Genomic DNA, 23,457 nt, shown 5'->3' with positions numbered 1-23,457 from the left:
GAATTAAAAAGGCAAGCACGGGCTTGCCTTTTTGGTTTTTAGTTGTATATTTGCAGAAAATTTAGATTTAAAAATATGAGTGGACAATTTGCTATAAAAGGATATATATTACAATCATTAGTTGCTTTATTAGAGTCTTTCAATGGTGATTGGTTAACGATTAGTGTTGAACCTAATGATGAATCTGAAAAAGTTGACATCAGATGGACTTATGCTGATGGGAGTAAAAAAGTTGTGCAAGTTAAGTCCTCTATAAATAGAATGACTCTGTCAAAAATTAGAAAATGGGCAAGAGAACTAAGATTAGGAACTTTAGATGCAAAGGAATACGAGCTTTTTCTCATAGGTGAAATTGATAATAATATAAAAAAAGAAGTAGAAGGAGTTACTATAAATAAAAAATCATATAGTATTAGTGATTTTAAAGATATTATTTATAGTAGATTGAATTCTTTTTTTCAAACAAAAAATATATCCCCTATTGATTCAAATACAGGAACTTTATTTATTAATTCTTTAAATCATGAAATATTAGAGGACTCTATAAAAGGAAAAGAGGTTAATAGAGAAGAATTTGAATCTAAATTATTAAAAAAACTTGAGAACTTAAAAAAATATTCAGAAAATAACTTATATTCTCATATAATTCTACCTACTCAAAATAATAGTGATACTATAGAAAATACTATTATTAAAAATATATTAAAATTGATTGGTTGGAAGAATCTACTTACTTCAAAGAAAAGTGTAAGTGTTTTTAATAAAAAATTAGATAGCTATGAAAAGTTTGAAATAGATTTTTGGGGAACTAGAGAAAGTCCTTTGAAAAACAATATGGAGGATGTTATATATATTAATTATGATATATATAATCAATATCCCATTGTAGACTATCAGAAAGAACTAAAAAAGGATATTTATGCTTTTGAAAAAGTAAGAGAACAACTTATTGAAGATGAAGAAATATCAACAAAGAAGCTTATAGAGCATTACATTCAGTTTGTGCTATCATTCAAAGAATCTGAACAAGGTATAAAAATGCCTAATTTATCAGATAATTTTAAAAGGGCTAATCTAAATAAGGATATAATCTATTATACAGTTGATAATAAACAAATTTTATTTATAATAAGTTCAGTCCTTACTGCAAATGCATATAGAGAGGGTATAGAAACAAAGTTTCTATACCCAATAACAGAAGATAACTCAAAAAATGATAAAATAGGAAAAAGAGAAACATACTTACCTCCTCAATATATTAATTCTTCTATTCTACCTATTATTAAGGAAGATAAAGATAAAATAAGTGTATTACTTTTTTGCTCTGATTCTTATAATCGCGAAAGATTAAAAAAAATAATATGGTTATTAATAAGATTAACAAGCGGACTGGCTAATGAATATAAGATATATTTTCCAGATTACGAAGAAGATTCTCATTATAATGAAGTAATTGAAATAATTCGTAGTTATAAAAATGCGGAATTGAGAGAACGATTGGAAGTAAGAAGATTAGAATTAAGTGATTCTATAAGAAAAATTTCTTTTATAACTGAAAAGTCTTCAACTATAATAAATGAGAATGCTGGAGAAGCTACTGCAAGTTCTCTAAAAATTCAATCTTATCTTACTGAATATCTTCCATATGGAGATTCAATAAAACCTTTCTTAAATTCAGATGCTATTAAATCAGAAGATTTAAAAACTTTTTTAAAGAGCAAAGGTGTTTTATTTAAAACAGCAGATAAAACAAAAATAGTACAATTGATGACAAGTATGTTGTTTAGTCCTACTGATATGGAATCTATTATTGAAATTGTTAATATTTCTGAAAATCTTCCAAGCTCAAGTTTTGTGCAATTTGCTTTAACAAATGAAAATCAAGAAATAGTAAATCTTTTTTCTGATAATATGATTAATAGAACTTTATTAGAAAAAGATTTAAAGGCTAAAATAGTTTCTGTGGAGCAAAAGTTGCCAGATAATAATCAAGGAATTTATGAATATCTTTTAAATTTAGAAGAAGAAAATCCTAATAAGCAAGCTTTGGTCAGTACTACATTTAGTACAGCTAAAGTTTCAGCTAAAGTTAATTCAGAGACAAAAAAAATAGAAATTAATAAAGAATATAATTCAACTCCTGCTAGAGTTTTAGCCCAAAGAATTGTCAAACAGTTATATGAAAAACTGCTTGAACGTAATAAAATTGAAAAAGAAGCTATAGAAATTAAATTCTCAGATTTTGCAAATAAAGATAGAATAAATTTCCTATTTAGTTTTATTGATACAGATTCATCAAATATATTTAAAGCTTCTAATGTAAAATCTTTTAAATATATGTATGATGAAACACAAGAACTTCCTCTTGAATGTCTGGATAAGAAAGGGAAAGAATGCACTATACGTTTTAAAGGGACAAATTTAGAGGGAATAAAAGAAGTACAAGAAGATAATATAAAAGAAATAATACTTGGAGAAGAAATTGTAATAGAATATAAATATGTATTTCAGAAAATATCAGGGCTTTATGAAGTTACAATGAATTTTTCAGGTGCCTTAACTAATAAACCTATTCCTGATGGAGTATTTAATTATAAGAGGAAATATACTATTGATAAAAATAAAGAAGAAGTTTCTAATTTACAAAAGTTTGAAACAGCATTAAAGGATGAATTTGAGAAAATATTAAAAGAAAAATTACAGTTATTTGGAAAGATATAATAGAGAAAGCAAACTATATCACCTACCTATCAAGTTATAAACCCCTTAAAACTTAAAAGTAGAATAGGATAAAAATATAATTATTATGCTCCGTTTATTCTTATTTCTCCTTCCTTGTCTCGCATTAGCGCAATATCCTAAAGCGATGGATTTTAGCAAACTCTATCAGGGTAAAATAGATAGTGTCGCAGTTATACATCGTACGGGCTGGACAAAAGAAACTTCGTGGCTTGGTGCTCCTGAAGAAGAACATATCACTGAAGAACGAAAACTTCTCACTCTATCAAAAGGAAAACGATTGTTTAAAATATTGCAAGATAAAACAGTTTATAAAGAAGAATATCCTTTATTGAACGATGTAGTAAGTAGTTTCCTTTTCTATGCAAACGGAAATGAAATGCTTACCTTGCATTTTTCAACAGCAACCAAGCAACTGACAATCTATAAGGGTGATGAACTTATTTTTGCAGGAATGAGCAAAGGGAAACTTACTAAAAAGCTCATTTGTTATCTGTATCCTAAACTTTCTGCTAAGGAACTGTATATGAATTTCTTTATCCTATGGGAGGAGATTTAGAAAAATAGCAGTATTTCTTTACAAGCAGTCAATGCAAGCAAAAAAAGCCAAACCAAGTGTGAACTTGCTCTTTTGTTTTTAGTTGCATTTTTGGAGAGATTTTTTTTAACCCTAAGAAGAATTAGATAAATAGAAAAGAAAAAATAAACACAACTTGGTGAATAAAAAATTAATAGTTACTTTTGCGCCCTCAAAACTAAAAAAATAATCACTAATGAAAAAAATTTTTATCACTATGTTGTTAGGCATTAGCACACTAACTACTTTTGCACAAAACGCTTCTACTGAGCGTTACACTACCCACAATAAGGGTAAATTTTTCTTCTATTGGGGCGGTAATCGTGCCTATTATACCAATTCCGATATTACTTTTTCGGGTAACAATTACAACTTTACCATCAAAGATGTAGAGGCTGTAGATAAACCGAAAGGTTGGCATATAGATTATATTAATCCTTTGCGGATGACCATTCCTCAAACTAACTTCCATATTGGTTACCATATTTCCGACCATTATACGATTTCTGCAGGCGTAGACCATATGAAATACGTAATGAAAAATGGACAAACTGTAAAAATGAACGGTTACATCAATGGTTCTAACACTTCTCATGATGGTACTTATAACAATACTGACAAGTTACTTAGCGAAGATTTTCTCACCTTTGAGCATACTGACGGTCTGAACTATGTAGTAGTTGAAGGAGCTCGTATAGACGATATTTCTCGTTTATTTGGTATTAGCAACACCGATATATTACAGGTAAATCTTACTGAAGGTCTTGGTTTTGGAGCACTGTATCCAAAAACGAATACTAAGTTACTTAATAAAGAGCGTTATGACGAGTTTCACATTGCAGGGACAGGCGTAAATGCTAAAGCAGGTTTGCACCTCACTTTTTTTAAATACTTCCTTATAGTTGGTGAACTCAAAGGAGGTTATATTAATATGTATGACGTTCGAACTACTTATGATATTGCCGATAAAGCCAAACATGATTTCTTCTTCTTTGAAACTGTTTTAGGTATAGGAGGAACTTTTAGATTTTAGCTAATAAAAGAAGAAATAAGAGCATAAAATAATATTGCCCCAAAAGTTTTGGGGCAATATTAATTATTTAATATCAAGTTCGATATAACAAAATATTAATTATTCTTCCATTTCCTACGGCAGTACAAGTACGCTTTTATATCTGTCGTGTTACGACTGCTTTATTTTGTATTACATTGTCTTTTCCTTAAAGTGTAATCCATAAATAAATCATACACATACATCCATAACAATCATCAAAGACTAGTATAAGGTTTGTATAAGCTAAATATAAGATTTCTTTAAATAAAAAGAGGAGTTCCTTTTGTTATCTATAATTTGTTTTTTTTCTTTTAGAAAAGTTATATTTTTAAAACATATAAGTAACTCCAAAGTGAAACCCTATAGAAGAATAAGGGGCATCAGGAGCTCCTTTACCTTCCCAACTATAACTATCTTCAAGTAATGGTGCTACTTGAGTAGCCAATTGTTTAAGGCGTTCTGTTCTAGGGGATGCTGGTACATTTTGTAAGGCTAACATATATCTTTTAAATTCTTGAAGTGTAAGTGCTACAGATGTTCCCGCTACTGTGCGAGTAGCCGAAAAATCCTTAAGTTTAGATTCCTTACGAGGTACATTAATATTGAGATATTCACCTTCTATAAAAAAAGCTACTTTATCACTAACCTTAAAGCGGTAGCCTATCCCTCCTATAAAACCAAAGGGAATTTTACCGTGAAAATTGTTTTGAAAATTAGCTTTTATATCTACAGTTGACCCAGCTGGTGCTGTTGGATTAAACAAGCTCAAGGGTAAACCAAAAGCATTGAGCTCTGTTTGTATTTCTGTTCTGCCCCCTATTTTGGTAACACCTCCAGCACGCAGATATAAATTATCAGTAATATTAAATACTAACGAAAGAGAAGCTCCAAAAGCCCTCCCATGTCCTTTCATATTCAATATTTGGTTTTTATTAGTGTCCATATCTTCACCATGAAGATATCCTAAAGCTAATTCACCTCCCCAACGCTTATGAAAAAAATATCCTCCTCGTAATTGTGCTTGGTATCCTTCTCCATAACTCCCTTTTAGGTCGGTTATAGCTGTTGGGTCAGTAGCATCTCTACCCAATACTTTCTGGTGGGTTTTAAAACCATACCCTCCACTCACAGACAGATATGCCTGCGAGTACATAGCTGTTGCTCCAAAAATGAAAGCAATAGCGCCTAATAGCGTTCTTCTCATTCTTATTTTATATAATTTCTTTTATTCTTTCAGTAGGTCTCCCTATCACAGCTTTATCACCGACTATTACGATAGGTCGCTCAATGAGTTGAGGATATTGTATCATTGCCTCTATAACCTCATCATCAGTAAGCGTTTTTCCTTTGAACTGCTCTTTCCAAATATTTTCTTTAGTACGCACTAATTCAATAGGAGACATCTGTAACTTAGTGAGGAGATTTTTTAGTTCTTCTTTAGAAATACCTTTTTTAAGATAATCTACTATCTGATATTCTTTCCCCGAATCTTTTAAAAGCTCCAAACCACAACGTGATTTGGAGCATTTAGGATTGTGATATATAGTTATCATTCTTATATGTGTCAATCATTTTGATAATTAACAAATAATTACTTCTACACCGCGTTTTTCAAGTTCTTCTACAAACTCAGGGTCAGCACCTGCATCAGTGATAAGCATATCTATTTTCTCTACATAACAGATAAAACCAAAGCCTCGTTTGTGAATCTTAGAGGAATCGGCTAAAACAATAGTTTTATCTACACGTTCCATCATCTTCCGATTTAGATGAGCTTCTCCTACATTGGTAGAACTTAATCCATAATCAAGGTCAATACCTTCAACTCCTAAAAATAAAGTAGTACAAGAGAAGTTACTAAGAGTTTCTTCAGCAAGTACGCCAATAGTGGAGGTAGAGTTTTTACGAACTTCTCCTCCTAAGTGAATAGTATTTACACTAGGATTTTTGCAGACCTCTAAAGCTACTCTAAGGGAAGGAGTAAGTACTGTAAGGTTGCGTATACCATAAATTTTTTGAGCTAAAAGATTAGCTGTAGTTCCTGATGAAAGTATGATAAACTCATTTTCTTTAATAAAGTCCAACGCTTTAGTAATAATACGCGTTTTCTCTTCTACGTTTTGAGTTTCTTTCTCAGTTATTGTTTGCTCAAACACATAACGCATTTGCTTACTAGCTCCACCGTGAGTACGATGCAAATAGCCTTCCTGTTCCAAGAGATTAAGGTCTTTACGTATAGTAACTACCGAAACTTTAAGCTTATCACTCAATTCATTTACACTGACGTACTTTTTAGTTTCTAAGCTCTCTAAAATCTTTGATTGTCGTTCATTAAGTACTTTCATATTTTATTAATTTTATTAATATTCAACTGTTTAATGTACCTCTTGTCTATACTTATCTAACCATAGACAAAACATCTTATTAAGATTATTTTCGGCAAAATTAGGCATTATATTGAAAAAAACAAAAGAATTAGAAAATAAAAAACACTACTAACTATAAATTATGTAGCACTGAGTTTTAAAAATACTGTTTTTCTATCCTTTTAAATTTAGTTCAAAAGCTCTTCTAAACTCTTGTAAGATAGGATTTTCTTCTAATAATTTCTCGTATTTATCTTCGGGAGTTACTACTATTCTTTTAGCTATTTCTTCATTTACACTTATCTCAATAGTAAGATCATAATTCTGCAAAGATTTGTGCAAATAATTTAAAAGTTTATGCTCCATCTGAACAATATCATTTTTAGCTGTATTACTTGATACTTCCAAATGAATAGTAGTTCCTTCTAATCTTAATATTGCAATTTTAAGAATAGATGCCTGTATGCGTTCACCTTTAACAAGTAATTCATCTATATAACGTTCCCAAAACTGATTAAAGGTCTCTTCTGAAAAACTCTCACGAGGTAGCGTATTAGGATCTATTACCACCTCTTTGAAATTCCTTTGATGTTCTGTTTTTAGATGTACACTTTTAATTGAAAAATTAGAAACAGCCTCTGTACGTTCCGTTTTACTAATAATAGGTATATTAGGATTAAGCGTAGTTGTTGTAGTATTTTTATAATTTATAGGAGAGGCAACAATAGGTGTTTGTGAGTTGAGCTGTACTTCTGTTGTATGACTTTGCCCATTAAACACATAAGCAGGAATTATGAAGCGTCCATCATTTTTTTTTTATCCCCCTCATAGGTCAGAGAAGCGAGTTGCATTAGGGCAACCTCCACTAACAAACGCTGATTTTTGCTGGTACGATATTTTAGGTCGCAGTCATTGGCAATAGCGATAGCTTCCATTAAAAAAGGTACAGTAGCACGAACACTCTGTTCAGCATATTTCTTCTGGGTCTCCTCCCCTACTTCCATTAAGGAAATGGTTGTAGGATTCTTGCATACCATTAAATCACGAAAATGGCTTGCCAAGCCTGCAATAAAATGATTACCGTCAAAACCTTGTGCAATACTATCATTAAATGCTATCAATAGTTCAGGGAGTTTATTGTCTAAAATAAGATCAGTTACTTTAAAATAGACCTCATAGTCTAACACATTCAGTATTTCGGAAGTAGCTTGTCGTGTTATTTTTTCTCCTGAAAAGCTCACCACACGGTCGAAGATAGAAAGGGCATCACGCATTGCACCGTCGGCTTTTTGTGCTATGATTTGCAAAGCTTCATCTTCTGCTTCAATTCCTTGTTGTTCTGCAATATATTTTAGGTATTCTCGAATGTCATTGATAGTAATACGCTTGAAATCGAATATCTGGCAACGTGACAATATGGTAGGAATAATCTTATGCTTTTCAGTAGTTGCTAAGATAAAGATAGCGTGTTTAGGAGGTTCTTCTAATGTTTTGAGAAAAGCATTAAAAGCCGCTGTAGACAGCATATGCACCTCATCGATGATATACACTTTATATTTGCCTACTTGAGGCGGAATACGCACTTGTTCAATTAGTTTGCGAATATCATCTACACTGTTATTAGAGGCAGCATCTAACTCAAAGACGTTAAAAGCAAAATCGTTTTCATCTTCTACCCCAGAAGTTTGTTCATTTATCTTTTTCGCTAAAATACGGGCACAAGTAGTTTTTCCTACTCCACGAGGACCTGTGAAGAGAAGTGCCTGTGCCAAGTGATTATTTTCAATGGCATTGAGTAGGGTATTAGTAATAGCTTGCTGTCCTACTACATCACGAAATGATTGTGGGCGATATTTGCGTGCTGATACTACAAAGTGGTTCATTTCTACTGTTTGTTAGTTTGATAAGTCCCAAAAACAAAATTAGAATCTACTATTTTATTGCCTTCTTGATTTACGAGTACCAAATCAGTGATGCTTATTTGATGGTCATAACGCAACAAAGCACCTGTTGTTTCATTATAAATGGGACGTGAGACAATTGTAACAGTACCTCCTGTGGCTTCAATTTGCGAAGTAACATTAGGGGTAGCGGGAGGATAAGTATTACAAAAATAATTGGTATTTACCGCATCGCTGAAAGTACGGTAATAAAGTTTAAAATTAGTGGGTATAGTGCCTGAAACTGTCTTTTCTTTATTTTCTAAAATATTAGCAGGTAAATTAAGAATAAGTGCTTGCTTTTGACTATATTTGAATAAAAAAGTAGCCGTAGTATCATTGGTCGTACAAGATAGCACATCAGAATTTTCAAATGAAATGGTATCTACTTCCAAATTACCATCATTGCAAGCTATTGCAAATAAACCTATCATAAAGGCTAAATAAAGTGTTTTTTTACTCATCAAGTATAAATGTTTTTGCAAATGTACGAAAAAAATATGAACCTACAACAAGAGGTAATACATTTTGCTATTTAGGAGCGAAATAGAGATACAGCCTTTTCTTTGCATAATCTATCACAGCTTTTCTCTTTTGGAGTACTTCAGCTCCTATAATACCGTGAACAGGGGGTGTTTGAAACTCTGCTAATGCTTCGTTTACGTGAGTTAAATCAAAAAGTACTAAAGGAAGTTTGTGCATACTCATTCCTCCTATCTCTAAGTGATTTTTTGCGGCAACTTGTGTTTCCATACCACTTGCTCCTGCTCCTGCTGCTTTTATTTCGGAGGCTTCGGCTTGCAGATTAAAATAGGTTATCCACTCTACTCCTACACAGGTGTTAGAAGCCCCCGTATCCAAAATAAAACGTCCTTCTACTCCATTGATTTTAGCTTGTAGAACAAAGTGTTTGGTAAGCGTAAATTCAAGAGGAACAGAGGTGTATCCCTTCTCGGTGAGTAACTTCTTTAATGTAATCCCCATTTATTCTTTACTTCGTTTACTATCTCTTTAATGTTTTGCTCTTTTGCCTTGGGATAAATCAACAATACATCGTCTCTATCTACCACTATGTAGTTCTTGAGCCCATCTATTACCACACATTTATCACCTTCGGTGCGGATAATATTGTTTTCGGCATCTTTGAGTAATACTCTTGCATTAATTACGGCATTTTGGGCACTATCCTTAGGGGTCTTGTCGTGTAGAGAGCCCCAAGAACCTAAGTCGTTCCAATCGAAATTAGCAGGGAGCACATAAATGTTAGTAGACGGCTCTAAAATAGCGTAATCTACCGATATATTTTCGGCTTTCGGATAGGCTTTGGCTATAAAATCGACTTCGTTTTCAGTATTATAAGTAGCTTTACCTTTCTCAAAGAGTTCATACATCACCGGTTGATAGGTTTTATAAGCGGTAAGTACCGTTTGTGTACTCCATATAAAGATACCCGCATTCCACAAAAAATTACCTTGTTTTAAAAACTCTTTGGCGGTATCGTAATCAGGTTTTTCACGAAACTGATTTACTTTTTTGATATTAGTATTATCGTCTTTGTCATACTGAATGTAACCATAACCAGTGTTAGGGAAAGTAGGTACTATACCCAAAGTAAGAATATTGTCAGCTTTCTGTGCAGCATTAAAACAAGTAATCACATTGTGCATAAAAGCTTTTTCGTCTTCAATCCACGCATCGCTGGGGGCTACTATCATTACGCCATTGGGGTTGCGTTTGTTCACTTTCATTGCGGCATAGAGTATACACGGAGCTGTATTGCGCATATAGGGCTCTAATACCAAGTTTTTAGGCAATATATTAGGAATTTGTTCCTCTACAATCTCTTTGTAACGTTCGTTAGTAAGAATGAGAATATTCTCTTGCGGAATAAACTTCTGCAAGCGGGAATAAGTGCGCTGTAAAAGCGTTTGCCCTGTACCGAGCATATCGTGGAATTGTTTAGGATATTCAGTTGTACTTACAGGCCAAAAGCGCGAACCTATGCCTCCTGCCATAATCACTGCATAATAATTGTTCACCATATATTTGTAATATTTTAATTCAAGATTTTAAGTTTTTATGAGCTCTACTTCGGCGTGAGGTTGAAAGATATACTTCTTGCCTGAGCCGAGTTCCACACAATCATAACATTTCACACGGCGTTGTCCTTTGCGAAATATGCGTCCGTCTTTGATACGAAACGTACTACCTAAAGGAATCTCATAAATAAAGCTCATATTTTCATTGATATCAAACTGTTTTAGGGCGATTGTCAATGCGGGGTCTACATCACTAGTAGACATAGGGTTGAGAAAGTGCCGTTGTAATACTCCTAATAATTGCTGAGGAAATATCTCAGGGATGATAAAAGGTTTCATCAGTTGTTGGAAAGTGTATTTCCATTCGTTACCGTGAGGTTTGATAAGCCGTCCAAAGCGTTCAAAAGCTACCAGATGAGCCACTTCGTGAATAAAAGTTATCAAGAAACGATACTTATTAGCAGTAGCATTCATTGTGATGAGATGTTGCCCGTTAGGAAGTTGCCGATAGTCGCCGTGCCTTGTTTTTCGTTCGTTTACAATTCTCAAATAGATGTTGTTTACTTTTATCAGTTCAAAACAAGGTGTTACTGCGTTATCAGGTAAATATTTAACAAGAATTTCTCTCATAGCCTGCAAATGTACAAATAATATTTTATACCCACAAATAAAATTTGCCAATTTACTAATTTTCTCTACCTTTGCCGTGTTTGTTTGAAGAAAAGAAAAAATGCAATTTAAGAGTTATTTAAAATTCCTTCTAAAATCTACTAATGAGCACGGGGTACACTCTCCTTTTGTCTACAACTTTGTAACTCGTTGCTTGTACAATAAACAATTAGTAAATCGTCAAGAAATCAAGGGTTTTCCTCCTACCCTATCCAAAAGACAATTGGTGTTATTATTGAAGATTATTCGTTATTTAGAGGTAAAAACTATTTTCACTGATGAAGATATGCTAAATAGTATAACTGCTATAAAAGAAACCTGTAACATTAGCTTTCAGTTGCAACTATCTGTTACATACGACTTGCTTTTTATCAATTACCCCAAAGAAGATTTAAGTATTTATCTAAATTATATGCACAACGATAGTATTCTTATCATCAACAATATTTACCAAAAAGGAAAAGCCTCTCTATGGCAAGCTCTTACTGCTAATGAAAGGGTTACGGTGTATATAGACGTCTACTCCCAAGGCTATATTTTCATAAGAAGAGAACAAGGGAAAGAAGGGTTCTATATAAGATAAAAGATAAAAGGTAAAAGGTAAAGCCAGCGAGGGCTCATAGCTGGATATGTGAGTAAAAGGTAAAAGGGAACAAGTATAGCGGCACTTGTTCCCTTTTACCTTTTAGTTTAAATTACTTACCTAAAAGATAAGCAAAAATAAGAGGTGCTACAATGGTAGCATCGGATTCTACTATAAATTTAGGGGTGTCAATATCTAATTTACCCCAAGTAATCTTCTCATTAGGCACTGCTCCTGAATAAGAACCGTAGCTGGTGGTAGAATCGGAAATCTGACAGAAATACGACCAGAAAGGTACGCCTTCCCATTCCAAATCTTGATACATCATAGGTACCACGCAGATAGGGAAATCACCAGCAATACCGCCTCCTATTTGGAAGAAACCTACGCCCTTACCCGCTGAATTGGCACGATACCATTCGGTGAGATAAATCATATACTCGATACCTGTTTTCACAGTAGAGGCTTTCAAGTTTCCTTTGATTACATTGGCGGCGAAGATGTTACCGGTAGTTGAATCTTCCCAACCTGGACATACGATAGGCAAGTTCTTTTCGGCTGCTGCCAATATCCAAGAATTTTTAGGGTCGATTTCATAATATTGCTCCAATACCCCCGATTTCACTACTTGATATAGATATTCGTGAGGGAAATAACGTTCACCTTTACTTTCGGCTGCGTGCCATACGTCTTCTAAGTGTTTTTGCAAACGACGGAAAGCTTCTTCCTCAGGAATACAAGTGTCGGTTACACGGTTGTAATGACCGTCGAGGAGCTCTCTTTCTTGCTCAGGAGTGAGGTCGCGGTAATGAGGAACACGCTTGTAATGAGAGTGTGCTACAAGATTCATCACATCTTCTTCGAGGTTCGCCCCTGTACAAGAGATAATATCTATTTTTCCTGCGCGAATCATCTCGGCAAGCGAAATACCTAATTCTGCCGTACTCATTGCTCCAGCAAGTGCTACGAGCATTTTTCCGCCTTCAGTGATATGGGTTTCATATCCTTTGGCAGCATCAACTAAAGCTGCTGCATTAAAGTGTAAAAAGTTTTTCTCGATAAATTGAGAAATAGGTCCTTTACTCATTTCTTTACTTTAAAATCTAAATTGTTGGTGCAAAGATAATACATTTAAATTTACTGACAAATTATCACGCACAAAAATATTATAATGATGAAAACGAGCTTAATAGTATAGGGCAAAATTAGGCATAAGAAATAAGAAAAGAAAACGAAATTATAAATAACAAGGAAATGTACTTTTGGAAGAAAAAATCTTATACTTAGCTTATAGGGAGCTTATAGGAAGCTTATACGAATCTTGGACGATTGGTATAGAAAGGGTATGTAAATAGTTGATAATAAGAAGTTAAGAGTGAAGAAAAAAGGTAATTTTGAGGGTAATAAAACGAAAGAAAAACAAAGAAGTCTACTACTTTACTCTTTATGTTGTAAAAGCTCAAGAGAACGTGCAGGCTTATAATCAAGTAATTAAGACTTTGGGAATTTCTAAAAGCAGAATAGACAAGGATTTGTACACCGAACAACAGCAAGGAGTATAAAGAAGAATAGATATTGATTATTGAGGTATTAAAAATAAAAATATCTTTTTTATGTTGCTTTCTTAAATTATATTGTTACCTTTGCAACTTAATATATAAACACTAAAAAGTAAATAAAAAAATGAATAAATCTGTTTATATCATCGCTACCAATGCACACAGCGGTAAGTCGGTGGTGAGTTTGGGTGTGTTGCAAATGATTATGCGCAACACTGCTAAGGTAGGTTATTTTAGACCTATTGTAGAAAGTAAATCTAAAAAAGACACTTTCATCGAGACTGTCTTGGAGCACTTTCAGCTCGATATGAGTTACGATGAAGCCTATGCCTACACACGTCAGGAGGTTATCGCTCTTAAAAACGAAGGCAATATAGGGGAAGTATACGACACTATCATCAAAAAATACAAAGCCTTAGAAAGCAAATTCGACTTTGTTTTAGTGGATAGTTCAAGTACTATAGACGATAGCTATTTCGACCCAAACTTTAACGCTTCGGTAGCACAAAGTCTCAACATTCCTGCTTTGATAGTACTTAAAGACAACTTTTCATCAGAAGCAGAATTGGTGAACCAAGTACAGGCAGATCTTAACAACTTCTTGGAAAAAGATTTGCGCGTACTTAGCGTATTTGTAAACAAGGCTACCAATGCCACTGCTGATACGCTTAGCAAATTAGAACAACGCTTTAAAGATATAACCTTCACTTTGATTCCGCGCAAAGAAGAGCTTTCACGCCCTACTATCCGCGAGATAGCCAATGCACTCAACGTTGAATTTCTTTACAAAGGCGACAATATAGACGTTACCACCAAACGTACCATTGTGGGAGCTATGCAACTTTCTAACTATTTAGCCAAACTAAACGAAGATACTTTGGCTGTACTCCCTACTGACCGTATTGACCTCATAGCAGGTTCTTTGGTGGCTAACTATTCCAATTTCTCTAATATCAAAGGGGTAGTACTATACGGCGACTTAACCCCAGACCCTTCAATGAGTAAGATTTTAGATGGTATCCAAAAGAACATTCCTATAATGATAGCTAAAACAGATACTTTTGAAACTGCTAATATCATTGGGAATACAAAATCAAGCATCTATCCTGAAAATACTGAAAAGGTAAAAATGCTTCTTCAACTATTTGATGAAAATGTAGATGCTGAGAAACTCAACAGCAGTATAGCCTCTTTTAAATCGGAAACTATTACCCCTCGTATGTTTCAATACAATATGGTACAAAAAGCACGTGCAGGACAAAAACGCATTGTGTTACCAGAAGGTACTGACGACCGTATTCTTACTGCGGCTTCTCAATTGGCAGAGGACGAACTCGTTTACCTCACTATCTTGGGAGAACCCGAAGCGATTAAAACACGAGCTAAGAACATTTTGGGCTTGAAATGGAACGAAGAACGTATCAGTATTATCAATCCCGCCGAGAGTGATAAATATGAGGCTTATGCCGAAAAACTATACGAATTGCGCAAGAGCAAAGGATTGGAGCTTTCGCAAGCCAAAGACTTAATGCTTGATTCGTCTTATTTCGGTACAATGATGGTATTCTTAGGCGATGCTGATGGTATGGTATCAGGTGCTGTAAATACTACTGCCCACACTATCCGTCCGTCTTTGCAATTTGTAAAGACCAAACCAGGGGTGAACACGGTATCATCAGTATTCTTTATGCTCTTGCACGACCGCGTACTAGTATATGGCGACTGTGCCGTAGTGCCTAACCCTACTGCTGAACAATTAGCCGATATAGCTATTAGCTCTGCGGACTCAGCTATTGCTTTTGGTATTGAACCTAAGGTAGCACTCCTCTCCTACTCTTCTGGAGACTCAGGTAGTGGTGCCGATGTAGACAAAGTGCGTGAAGCAACAGCACTTGTAAAAGAGCGTCGCCCAGAGTTACTCGTAGAAGGACCTATACAATATGACGCTGCGGTAGACCCAAAAGTAGGAAAACAAAAGATGCCAAATTCACCTGTGGCAGGACAAGCCAATGTGCTTATTTTCCCCGACCTTAACACCGGTAATAACACCTATAAGGCGGTGCAACGCGAAACAGGCGGTTTAGCCATAGGTCCTATGCTACAAGGATTAAAGAAACCCGTAAACGACCTCAGTCGTGGGGCTCTTATCCCGGATATTTACAACACTGTACTTATCACTGCGATACAATCAGAGTTTTAGTATCCTCCCCTACCCCCTCTCCCAAGGAGGGGAAAACTAACGACTAATAACAAAAGACTAAAATGGAAATATTAATCATTAATTCAGGGAGTTCATCTCTCAAATATCAGCTTATCGACTCTAAAACAGGAGAATCAAAAGCAAAAGGAATTGTAGACCGCATAAATATTGACGGTAGCTATGTGAAATATGTGGCTGTAAAAAACGGCAAAGAGATAGAAGTGAAGAAAGAACAACCTATCCCTACTCACGAAGTGGGTATGAATTTGGTAGCTGAACTTCTTACAGACCCCGAAGTAGGCGTTATCCACAACCCTAGCGATATTAAAGGGGTAGGACACCGCGTAGTACACGGAGGTGAGAAGTTTGTACAACCTACTGTAATTACTGATGAGGTAGTAGCCGAAATCAAACGCCTCATTCCGCTATCGCCTTTGCACAACCCAGGACATTTAGAAGGGATACGCGTAGCACAAAAACTGTTTAATAAAGCTACTCACGTAGCCGTTTTTGACACTGCTTTCCACCAAACAATGCCCGCCAAAGCTTTCCGCTATGCCATTCCTAATGAATACTATGAAAAATACGGATTGCGTGCTTATGGATTCCACGGCACTAGTCATAAGTACGTAGATGCACAGGCTCGTAAACACCTTAATAATCAACATATCAAGAACATTACCATTCACTTGGGCAATGGGGCAAGTATGGCTGCTGTAAACGAAAAAGGACAATGTGTAGACACTTCAATGGGACTTACACCACTCGATGGACTCATTATGGGAACGCGTACTGGGCAGATAGATGCCTCAGTAGCTTTTTTCTTGGGGCAAGAATTAGGTATGAGTTATGAAGAAGTGAAAACACTATTCAACAAGAAGAGTGGTATGCTTGGACTTACAGGGCACTCTGACGCTCGCGATGTGGCAGCTCTATATCGTTCAGGTGATGCCAACGCAGCCCTTTGCTACGAGATGTACGGCTACCGCATTGAGAAGTTTATAGGCGCTTACACAGCAGCACTTAACGGTTTAGACAGCATTGTATTTACCGCAGGTTTGGGCGAAAACGATGCTCTTACACGTTCATTTGCTTGTAAGCACTTAGATTTCTTTGGTATCAAGCTCGATGAGAAGAAAAACGAAGAGCTCAATCATCCTACTAAACCCGTAGAGATTCAAGCTACTGATAGCCGTGTAAAGATACTTATCATCCCTACTAATGAAGAATTACAAATAGTAAATGAGATAGTAGATTTGGTAAAATAACTAATAATTAGACTATATACTTTGCCAAAGGAACGAGTCGCATAGGCAATTCGTGTCTTTGGCAAAGCTTTTTAAAACAACTCTCAGTAATGAAAAACTTATATAACGAAGTCGATAAAAACGAAATACTACATCGTTTAGAAAATTTAAAAGTAGATGCTGAGCGTCAATGGGGAAAAATGAACATTGTACAGATGTTAGCCCATTTGAACGCCTCTATAGAAACACCCTTAGGTAAGAACTTTCCGAAGAGAATGTTCATTGGTAGAATCATAGGAAAATTGATGAAGAAAAAGTTTCTAAACGACCAACCAATGGCAAAAAACGCTCCAACCGATAAAATGTATGTCGTTACCAATATTTCTATTGATGATTTTGACAGGGAAAAGCAAAAAACTAAAGAACTCATCACCCTTTTCTACACCAATGGAAAAGAAAAATGTAGCACTCACCCACATTCTTTTTTTGGAAAACTTTCTCCTGATGAATGGGGTATTCTTCAATGGAAACACTTCGACCACCACTTGAGACAGTTTGGAGTATAAAATCAATGGTAGAGAAGCGCAAACTATGGTAAAATGTTTTTTATACCGATGAAGGATATATAAAAATAGAAAAATAGAAATCGGTTCTAGAATGGGTTCACAATACTTTTTTCCATCGAATGTATTTGTAATTTAAAAATAATAATTACTTTTGCATTCTGATAAGTAATGATACACTATCACCGAACTATAAAATAATTTAATTACTAAAAACCTTTGGTTGCTGAAAATGAACATCTTATTTTTAAGTTATTTTCACTCTGCACGTACTCATTCCTTGCAAATTAAGTTTAAGGCTAAGAGCCTTTCACCGCTTCGTATTTGAATCAGGTGTAATTAGGTAATATGGATAGATAGCCAAGATGTTATCTGAATATTTTTTCACTAAAAAATTACTCATTATTTAAATTACACTGTACAAATGAAAAATAAATATATCGACCTAATTGACCAAACCTATTACTTCCCACAAGACGAATTTACCTTAGATGGTGATGAACTTCGCTTTCACAATATCGATTTAATGGAGCTCGTACGCAAGTATGGAGCACCGCTTAAATTTATGTATCTTCCGAAAATATCCGAGAATATTCAGCGCGCCAAAAGATGGTTTGAAAAGGCTATCAAGAAGCACAAGTACAAAGGAGCATACAACTATTGTTATTGCACTAAAAGTTCGCATTTCAAACACGTAATGGTAGAAGCATTGAAGAACGATATTCATATGGAAACCTCTTCAGCTTTTGATATCAATATCATCAATAATCTTATCAATGACGGACTTATTAGTAAAGAGACTCACATTCTATGCAACGGTTTCAAGCGCGATGCTTATATCGATGGCATAGCTGACCTTATCAATCGTGGCTACCACAACTGTATTCCTATCATTGATAACTATGAGGAAATTAATTTATTTGAAGAAAAAATAAAAGGTTCATACAGTATAGGTATTCGTATTGCTTCTGAAGAAGACCCTCGTTCAGAGTTTTATACCAGTCGTTTGGGAATTGGTTATAAAAACATTGTTCCTTTTTACAACCGTGAGATTAAGGACAACCCTAAAGTACAACTCAAAATGTTGCACTTTTTTATCAATACAGGGATTAAAGACAATGCCTACTATTGGAATGAGCTCCTCAAGTGTTTACGTGTGTATATCCAACTCAAAAAGGTTGCTCCAGAACTCGATAGCCTCAATATAGGCGGTGGTTTTCCTATCAAGAGCTCGTTGGCTTTTGAATTCGATTATGCTTATATGGTAGACGAGATTATCCGTCAGATAAAAATCACTTGTGATCAAGAAAAAGTGCCTGTACCAAATATCTTTACTGAATTTGGTAGTTTTACAGTAGGCGAAGCTGGAGGGGCTATTTATGAGATAATGTATCAAAAGCAACAAAACGATCGTGAAAAATGGGATATGATAAACTCCTCTTTCATTACTACCTTACCTGACTCTTGGGCTATCAACAAGCGTTTTGTACTATTGCCTATTAACCGCTGGAACGATGAATACGAACGCGTACTGCTCGGTGGACTCACTTGTGATGGTGACGATTATTACAACAGCGAACAGAATATGAACGCTATCTATTTACCAAAATACAACAAAAATAAGCCATTGTATATAGGTTTCTTCAACACAGGGGCTTATCAGGATAGTATTGGAGGAGTAGGAGGCTTACAACACTGTTTGATTCCACAACCTAAAATAGTACTTATTGATAAAGATAAAAATGGGAACCTAACCTCTCGTCTCTTTATGGAGCAACAAAAAGCTGACGAAATGCTAAAGATTTTAGGCTACTAAATGCAGTATATACTTTGCAAAGTCTTACGACTTTGACAAAGTATTTCTAATAATACCTAAACATTTAACTCCTAGTTCTTAAAATCTAAATATCTAACAAAATGAAATACATAATATTATTTTTCTTATCAATCACTACTCTATGGGCACAAGATACCACTTCCACTAAGAAGCATTACTATAAAATGTGGATAAAACCTTCTTTAAGTATCAATTATCTATCAATAGATATAGAAGATGAACCATTAAATCCTGCTTTGAAAAATAAGTCGTTATTGCCCAACTACCCACTTACGGTTGGGTTAGGATTTGGTATCCACAATACTTATATTAACCTTGATTATGCTCAGAGTGTTGCCCCTTTGCGCAATGAGAGCAAATACGGAAAAACAAGATATTTCGATTTTCAATTACATTCATTTATAAGTCAAAAGATTTTACTTGATTTCTATTATCAAAGTTATAAGGGTTTTTACTATGAAGAAGGCAAGAATAATATTCAGATATTGGCAGATACTCGTATACAACAAATAGGTTCTGAAATGTTATATTTCTTCAACTTAAAAAACTTTTCAGTAAAGAATATTTTCAACCCCGATGGAGACCCATTGCAACCTACTTTTACTTGGTACGCAGGAGCTGGGGTCTATTATCACAAAGTAGCAATTCCTGCTATTTCACTTGATGAGGATACTTTTAGACATATACAAGGAGGCTTCAGTGGAGGCGTTTCAGGAGGTATTGAAATATTGCCACGCTTTACCTTTACAGCTTTAGCTGGTATGGGATTCTATTTTGGAGGTGAAGTTAATCCACTAAGCAAAATGAAGTTTAATCAGTACGTAAACTTTAGGCTTAATACTTCTTTGTCTTATACACAAAAAGACTGGTCGCTTGCCTTTTCAATTCTTTACAACAACAAGAATTTGTACTTTAAAGATGTTGATTTACTGGGTATCAATACTGCGAATTTTAAACTTACATACATAAAACAAATCAAATTCTCTACTCGCCGTAGTAACAAAGTAACTCGCTATTTAGGAATGTAAAATTAATTTAAGAGTAGAAGATTATCTTCTTCTTTTCACATTTTTTATAGTATCATCTATTACTCGGTCATAAATTTTACTCTTACCTAAATATTCCTTTTGATAAGTAGTCAAATGTTGTATTAGTGCTTCTTTCTCTTGCTTATTATTAGAAGATTTTAAAAACAATCTATATTCTGACATAACCTTATAATACGCCAATTCATAAGAAGGTATATAACCATTTTCACTATATATTGCTACTAAGTTTAATACCTTTTCAAATTGTAATGCGTCAAAAGCCTGCTTCAAAGTGGTCAGCTGATGTTGTTTTGCTTTTTGAGAGCGAATACTTAAAAACATTTCTTCAGTATCAGGATATGATTTCAATGAATCACTCAATAATTTTATATTACTTAAATCTGCTCTTTTATCAATATGAGAGAGATAATAAGCTATTTGTTCTCTTATTCTGATCACTCTATTGAAGTCGAACTCAGCAATGTGTTCTTCATAATCCTTGGTAATTAAATCGTACTCTGTTTGAATTAACAAATATAACGAATCTAAGTCCTTATAAACCTCTCTTGTCTTTTGTGCGTTTACTTCCCAAAAGTAAAATATACATAAATATAATAAAACTCGTTTCATAATCTTTATTGTTGTTTGATTAATGTCCTTGAATAATATCTGCATATTTATCCCAAGCTCTAGCTACCCTATATTTTTCTACAAATTCAATAGGTACATAAATAGCTTTCAATTTCTCATCATCATATGCCAAATAACCATCCAATATAGGAGGTTCTTTAGCCTCAAGTGTTATACTTTCTGGACAATTCTTACCAAAAATACAATTACCTATATGTAAACATTCACTGGGGAAAGTCACTGAACGCAAATGCTCACAATCGTCAAGAGCAAAATCACTAATAAAGTTAAGATGTTCTGAGAAAATAATATAAATAAGCTTATTGCAACCATAAAATACATCTCTTCCTATAATACTCACTTTATTAAGTATTGGGTCAGCAAGCATATTGATAGACTCTACCTCAGTATCAAGCCATTTCTTCAAAACAGTATCATCTTTTGTAACTACAAAATGATACCTACAAGAAGTACTACCCTCAGAAATATCTTCTACTATGGGTTGATATGCTCTAACTAAGGGCGGTTGTAAAATAGATGAAGAAGAGGTTGATGCATTGAAAAAATTTACTCTCTTTTTAGGATCTTCTCCGTATTCATTTTTTCCCAATACACCTTCTGAAAAAAGTAAAAAGAAAGGATTATAGAAAGGTAAAAACACATACCAGCCACTTTGTCCCAAGTCGTGTAAGCGTTTCACTGATTGAGCTAAAATAAACCAAAACAATAATGTAAAGAATAAAAACTTTATCACTATTCCTAGAGTTACTACGGCATCTATTACACCCAAAAATATAAGAGCAAAATAATCTATAATAATAGATAGTCCAAACTCTGTTCGCCTAATACGTCCTTCAAAAAGAAAGATATTCTTAAACATATATCACTAATTTTATAATTACCTTATCTTTCTTATTCCTAACTTTATAGTTATTACTGCTGAATAGCATTTAAATACTCACAAGCTTTAGGACTATTATTCCTACATCCCTTCTCAAACCAGTAAATAGCCCTTTTTTGTGATTTATCCACACCAGTACCGGCATAATAGCAAAATCCTAAAATAGTTTGAGCTTCCTTGTCTCCTTGGTTAGCTGCTTTTTCAAACCAAAAGATAGCCTTAGTATACGACTGAGGTATTCCCTGCCCCTTGAAATAATAAGAACCTAAATTGCGTTGTGCCTCAACATCACCTTGATTAGCAGCTTTCTCATACCAAAATACCGCATCACTATCCGATTGTGCCACTCCTAAACCTTTATAGTAACAATATCCTAAAAAACTCTGTGCCTCTGCAAAATCTTGATCAGCTGCTTTCTGAAACCACAATACAGCTTGTTCATCCGATTGTTTTACTCCTTGCCCTTTGTGATAGCACACACCTAATTTCGATTGAGCTTCAGCATACCCCTGTTCAGCTGCTTTCTGAAACCAATAAGCTGCTTTTTCATAAGACTGTACAACTCCTTTCCGATAGTAATAACAAAGTCCTAATTTCGTCTGTGATTTTACATCACCTTGTTCTGCTGCTTTTTCATACCAAGAAACAGCTTTAGGAAAGGACTGAGGTACTCCAATACCTTTTTCATAATTAGTTGCCAAACGCACCTGAGCTTCCATATCGCCCTTTGTGGCTTTCTCTACCAAAGTCTTAAAGTCTTCCCGTTGAGCATGACTCATACCAAAGAAAAATAGCAAACACACAAACCAAGCTTTAAAGCAAAGTTTGTTCAGTTTTTTTAATACTTTTGAGTTGAATATTATATTCATATGTCAGCGAATTAAAAGTTAATAATAATGATAGTGAAGAAGTCAGTTTTACATTATATTTTATTCGATGGCAAAGATAAAACATTATTTTATACAAAACAAGTTTTTTTGATTATTTCTTACACACCTCTTAAAAATAGGCAATATATCATAACATATAAAATAAAGGAATCTTTTTAGTATATTTTATCTTTATTAAATCTTCGTTCATTCTTCGTTCATTCTTCGTTTATTGTTCGTCTTTTCTTCATCTTAGCTTCGCTCTTCCTTCGAATAAACCCTAATTTTCAAGTATATCACTTACCTCACAAGCTTTTTTCCCTACTCAATCAAAAACTTTTCACTCTTAACTTTTTACATATTCTTTATATAACAATTGTCCAAGATTCATATAAGGTTCATATAAGCTAAGCCTCTCTCAGCTTTTCCAACAGCTTTGTTAATTCTCCTACTTTCCCTCCAAGTAGTCTTTCCCCTTCCAAGCAGTCCCACAACTTCAAACAATAAAAAAGAGCAATTCTTTATCAGAATTGCTCTTTATAAGAAGGCGGCGACATACTCTCCCACGTGACCGTAGTACCATCTGCGCTAAAAGGTTTAACTGCTCTGTTCGGAATGGTAAGAGGTGAGACCTTTGACTATAACCACCTTAAATC

23 protein-coding genes and 1 rRNA gene are annotated in these 23,457 nt (G+C 34.4%); 10 read left to right on the top strand and 14 right to left on the bottom strand.

Features of this window, described 5'->3' with window-relative positions; all coding sequences use genetic code 11:
• The first annotated feature begins 75 nt into the window (after window positions 1-75).
• The 3 genes from HW279_RS08980 (at window position 76) to HW279_RS08970 (ending at window position 4,349) form a co-directional block, all read left to right on the top strand.
• Window positions 76-2,721, top strand: a complete 2,646-nt coding sequence (locus HW279_RS08980) for a hypothetical protein (protein ID WP_178958725.1) — start codon at window positions 76-78, stop codon at window positions 2,719-2,721.
• A gap of 85 nt (window positions 2,722-2,806) precedes the next feature.
• A complete protein-coding gene (locus HW279_RS08975) occupies window positions 2,807-3,298 on the top strand; it encodes a hypothetical protein (RefSeq protein WP_178958724.1) in 492 nt (163 codons plus the stop codon).
• A gap of 214 nt (window positions 3,299-3,512) precedes the next feature.
• Complete coding sequence (locus HW279_RS08970; protein WP_178958723.1) at window positions 3,513-4,349, top strand: hypothetical protein; 837 nt, start codon at window positions 3,513-3,515, stop codon at window positions 4,347-4,349.
• 349 nt (window positions 4,350-4,698) lie between these two features.
• Here the strand turns inward: HW279_RS08970 and HW279_RS08965 are convergent, their stop codons facing one another.
• From HW279_RS08965 to HW279_RS08925, 9 genes are all read right to left on the bottom strand, one after another.
• A complete protein-coding gene (locus tag HW279_RS08965) occupies window positions 4,699-5,574 on the bottom strand; it encodes an outer membrane beta-barrel protein (RefSeq protein ID WP_178958722.1) in 876 nt (291 codons plus the stop codon).
• Window positions 5,575-5,581: 7 nt separating this feature from the next.
• On the bottom strand, window positions 5,582-5,923 hold the full coding sequence (gene arsC, locus HW279_RS08960; protein WP_016479622.1) for an arsenate reductase (glutaredoxin): 342 nt from the start codon (window positions 5,921-5,923) through the stop codon (window positions 5,582-5,584).
• 27 nt (window positions 5,924-5,950) lie between these two features.
• A complete protein-coding gene (locus tag HW279_RS08955; RefSeq protein WP_002671857.1) occupies window positions 5,951-6,715 on the bottom strand; it encodes a DeoR/GlpR family DNA-binding transcription regulator in 765 nt (254 codons plus the stop codon).
• Between the two features lie 195 nt (window positions 6,716-6,910).
• A complete protein-coding gene (locus HW279_RS08950; protein WP_178958721.1) occupies window positions 6,911-7,516 on the bottom strand; it encodes a DNA polymerase III subunit gamma/tau in 606 nt (201 codons plus the stop codon).
• Between the two features lie 11 nt (window positions 7,517-7,527).
• Window positions 7,528-8,619, bottom strand: coding sequence for a DNA polymerase III subunit gamma/tau (gene dnaX / locus HW279_RS08945; protein ID WP_009418257.1), 1,092 nt, complete (start codon window positions 8,617-8,619; stop codon window positions 7,528-7,530).
• Window positions 8,620-8,621: 2 nt separating this feature from the next.
• Window positions 8,622-9,140: a hypothetical protein gene (locus HW279_RS08940; RefSeq protein ID WP_178958720.1), complete on the bottom strand. Its 519-nt coding sequence runs from the start codon at window positions 9,138-9,140 to the stop codon at window positions 8,622-8,624.
• 67 nt (window positions 9,141-9,207) lie between these two features.
• Window positions 9,208-9,660, bottom strand: a complete 453-nt coding sequence (locus HW279_RS08935) for a retropepsin-like aspartic protease (protein WP_002671846.1) — start codon at window positions 9,658-9,660, stop codon at window positions 9,208-9,210.
• Window positions 9,645-10,718 (bottom strand): mannose-1-phosphate guanylyltransferase, encoded by a 1,074-nt coding sequence (locus HW279_RS08930; RefSeq protein WP_178958719.1) that lies wholly within the window; start codon window positions 10,716-10,718, stop codon window positions 9,645-9,647. Before HW279_RS08930 ends, HW279_RS08935 begins: the two co-directional genes overlap by 16 nt.
• Before the next feature lie 27 nt (window positions 10,719-10,745).
• Window positions 10,746-11,345, bottom strand: coding sequence for a SprT-like domain-containing protein (locus HW279_RS08925; protein ID WP_178958718.1), 600 nt, complete (start codon window positions 11,343-11,345; stop codon window positions 10,746-10,748).
• A gap of 100 nt (window positions 11,346-11,445) precedes the next feature.
• Between HW279_RS08925 and HW279_RS08920 the strand changes: the two genes are divergently transcribed.
• Window positions 11,446-11,967: a hypothetical protein gene (locus tag HW279_RS08920; protein ID WP_178958717.1), complete on the top strand. Its 522-nt coding sequence runs from the start codon at window positions 11,446-11,448 to the stop codon at window positions 11,965-11,967.
• A 112-nt stretch (window positions 11,968-12,079) separates the two neighbouring features.
• Here HW279_RS08920 and HW279_RS08915 read toward each other — a convergent pair whose 3' ends face one another.
• Window positions 12,080-13,054, bottom strand: coding sequence for a deoxyhypusine synthase family protein (locus HW279_RS08915; protein WP_002671829.1), 975 nt, complete (start codon window positions 13,052-13,054; stop codon window positions 12,080-12,082).
• A gap of 307 nt (window positions 13,055-13,361) precedes the next feature.
• On the opposite strand from HW279_RS08915, the gene HW279_RS08910 reads away from it, so the two are divergent.
• From HW279_RS08910 to HW279_RS08885, 6 genes are all read left to right on the top strand, one after another.
• On the top strand, window positions 13,362-13,529 hold the full coding sequence (locus tag HW279_RS08910; protein ID WP_178958716.1) for a hypothetical protein: 168 nt from the start codon (window positions 13,362-13,364) through the stop codon (window positions 13,527-13,529).
• Window positions 13,530-13,650: 121 nt separating this feature from the next.
• Window positions 13,651-15,726, top strand: coding sequence for a phosphate acetyltransferase (pta, locus tag HW279_RS08905; RefSeq protein ID WP_178958715.1), 2,076 nt, complete (start codon window positions 13,651-13,653; stop codon window positions 15,724-15,726).
• A 62-nt stretch (window positions 15,727-15,788) separates the two neighbouring features.
• Entirely contained in the window at window positions 15,789-16,994 is a 1,206-nt protein-coding gene (locus HW279_RS08900) for an acetate/propionate family kinase (protein WP_178958714.1), read from the top strand.
• Between the two features lie 89 nt (window positions 16,995-17,083).
• Window positions 17,084-17,539: a DUF1569 domain-containing protein gene (locus HW279_RS08895; protein WP_009750439.1), complete on the top strand. Its 456-nt coding sequence runs from the start codon at window positions 17,084-17,086 to the stop codon at window positions 17,537-17,539.
• Between the two features lie 421 nt (window positions 17,540-17,960).
• Window positions 17,961-19,352 carry a decarboxylase gene (locus HW279_RS08890; protein WP_009422080.1) on the top strand — a complete coding sequence of 464 codons (1,392 nt, stop codon included), beginning with the start codon at window positions 17,961-17,963 and terminating at the stop codon, window positions 19,350-19,352.
• 101 nt (window positions 19,353-19,453) lie between these two features.
• Complete coding sequence (locus tag HW279_RS08885; protein WP_178958713.1) at window positions 19,454-20,401, top strand: DUF4421 family protein; 948 nt, start codon at window positions 19,454-19,456, stop codon at window positions 20,399-20,401.
• Between the two features lie 21 nt (window positions 20,402-20,422).
• Here the strand turns inward: HW279_RS08885 and HW279_RS08880 are convergent, their stop codons facing one another.
• The 4 genes from HW279_RS08880 to rrf all read right to left on the bottom strand — a co-directional run bounded on the left by HW279_RS08880 (window position 20,423) and on the right by rrf (window position 23,453).
• The gene (locus HW279_RS08880; protein ID WP_178958712.1) at window positions 20,423-21,076 is read right to left on the bottom strand and encodes a hypothetical protein; all 654 of its coding nucleotides are present in this window, start codon (window positions 21,074-21,076) and stop codon (window positions 20,423-20,425) included.
• Window positions 21,051-21,911: a DUF805 domain-containing protein gene (locus tag HW279_RS08875; protein WP_178958711.1), complete on the bottom strand. Its 861-nt coding sequence runs from the start codon at window positions 21,909-21,911 to the stop codon at window positions 21,051-21,053. The genes HW279_RS08880 and HW279_RS08875 overlap by 26 nt, the downstream gene beginning before the upstream one ends.
• A gap of 53 nt (window positions 21,912-21,964) precedes the next feature.
• A complete protein-coding gene (locus tag HW279_RS08870; RefSeq protein ID WP_178958710.1) occupies window positions 21,965-22,801 on the bottom strand; it encodes a tetratricopeptide repeat protein in 837 nt (278 codons plus the stop codon).
• A gap of 542 nt (window positions 22,802-23,343) precedes the next feature.
• Window positions 23,344-23,453: ribosomal RNA gene (gene rrf / locus HW279_RS08865) — 5S ribosomal RNA — on the bottom strand.
• Window positions 23,454-23,457 lie beyond the last annotated feature (4 nt).

The organism is Capnocytophaga sp. oral taxon 903, assembly GCF_013394785.1.
GTDB lineage: Bacteria > Bacteroidota > Bacteroidia > Flavobacteriales > Flavobacteriaceae > Capnocytophaga > Capnocytophaga ochracea.
The sequence above is the reverse complement of the archived record's forward strand: the minus strand, read 5'-3'. Positions and strand labels throughout refer to the sequence as shown.

Bases quoted from the DNA above. Each gene is read 5' to 3' on its own strand.
- HW279_RS08895 (WP_009750439.1), top strand. From the start codon at position 17,084: ATGAAAAACTTATATAACGAAGTCGATAAAAACGAAATACTACATCGT.
- HW279_RS08980 (WP_178958725.1), top strand. From the start codon at position 76: ATGAGTGGACAATTTGCTATAAAAGGATATATATTACAATCATTAGTT.
- HW279_RS08970 (WP_178958723.1), top strand. From the start codon at position 3,513: ATGAAAAAAATTTTTATCACTATGTTGTTAGGCATTAGCACACTAACT.
- HW279_RS08900 (WP_178958714.1), top strand. From the start codon at position 15,789: ATGGAAATATTAATCATTAATTCAGGGAGTTCATCTCTCAAATATCAG.
- HW279_RS08880 (WP_178958712.1), bottom strand. From the start codon at position 21,076: ATGCAGATATTATTCAAGGACATTAATCAAACAACAATAAAGATTATG.
- HW279_RS08940 (WP_178958720.1), bottom strand. From the start codon at position 9,140: ATGAGTAAAAAAACACTTTATTTAGCCTTTATGATAGGTTTATTTGCA.
- HW279_RS08975 (WP_178958724.1), top strand. From the start codon at position 2,807: ATGCTCCGTTTATTCTTATTTCTCCTTCCTTGTCTCGCATTAGCGCAA.
- HW279_RS08870 (WP_178958710.1), bottom strand. From the start codon at position 22,801: ATGAATATAATATTCAACTCAAAAGTATTAAAAAAACTGAACAAACTT.
- HW279_RS08875 (WP_178958711.1), bottom strand. From the start codon at position 21,911: ATGTTTAAGAATATCTTTCTTTTTGAAGGACGTATTAGGCGAACAGAG.
- HW279_RS08890 (WP_009422080.1), top strand. From the start codon at position 17,961: ATGAAAAATAAATATATCGACCTAATTGACCAAACCTATTACTTCCCA.
- dnaX (WP_009418257.1), bottom strand. From the start codon at position 8,619: ATGAACCACTTTGTAGTATCAGCACGCAAATATCGCCCACAATCATTT.
- arsC (WP_016479622.1), bottom strand. From the start codon at position 5,923: ATGATAACTATATATCACAATCCTAAATGCTCCAAATCACGTTGTGGT.
- HW279_RS08965 (WP_178958722.1), bottom strand. From the start codon at position 5,574: ATGAGAAGAACGCTATTAGGCGCTATTGCTTTCATTTTTGGAGCAACA.
- pta (WP_178958715.1), top strand. From the start codon at position 13,651: ATGAATAAATCTGTTTATATCATCGCTACCAATGCACACAGCGGTAAG.
- HW279_RS08925 (WP_178958718.1), bottom strand. From the start codon at position 11,345: ATGAGAGAAATTCTTGTTAAATATTTACCTGATAACGCAGTAACACCT.
- HW279_RS08915 (WP_002671829.1), bottom strand. From the start codon at position 13,054: ATGAGTAAAGGACCTATTTCTCAATTTATCGAGAAAAACTTTTTACAC.
- HW279_RS08955 (WP_002671857.1), bottom strand. From the start codon at position 6,715: ATGAAAGTACTTAATGAACGACAATCAAAGATTTTAGAGAGCTTAGAA.
- HW279_RS08920 (WP_178958717.1), top strand. From the start codon at position 11,446: ATGCAATTTAAGAGTTATTTAAAATTCCTTCTAAAATCTACTAATGAG.
- HW279_RS08935 (WP_002671846.1), bottom strand. From the start codon at position 9,660: ATGGGGATTACATTAAAGAAGTTACTCACCGAGAAGGGATACACCTCT.
- HW279_RS08930 (WP_178958719.1), bottom strand. From the start codon at position 10,718: ATGGTGAACAATTATTATGCAGTGATTATGGCAGGAGGCATAGGTTCG.
- HW279_RS08885 (WP_178958713.1), top strand. From the start codon at position 19,454: ATGAAATACATAATATTATTTTTCTTATCAATCACTACTCTATGGGCA.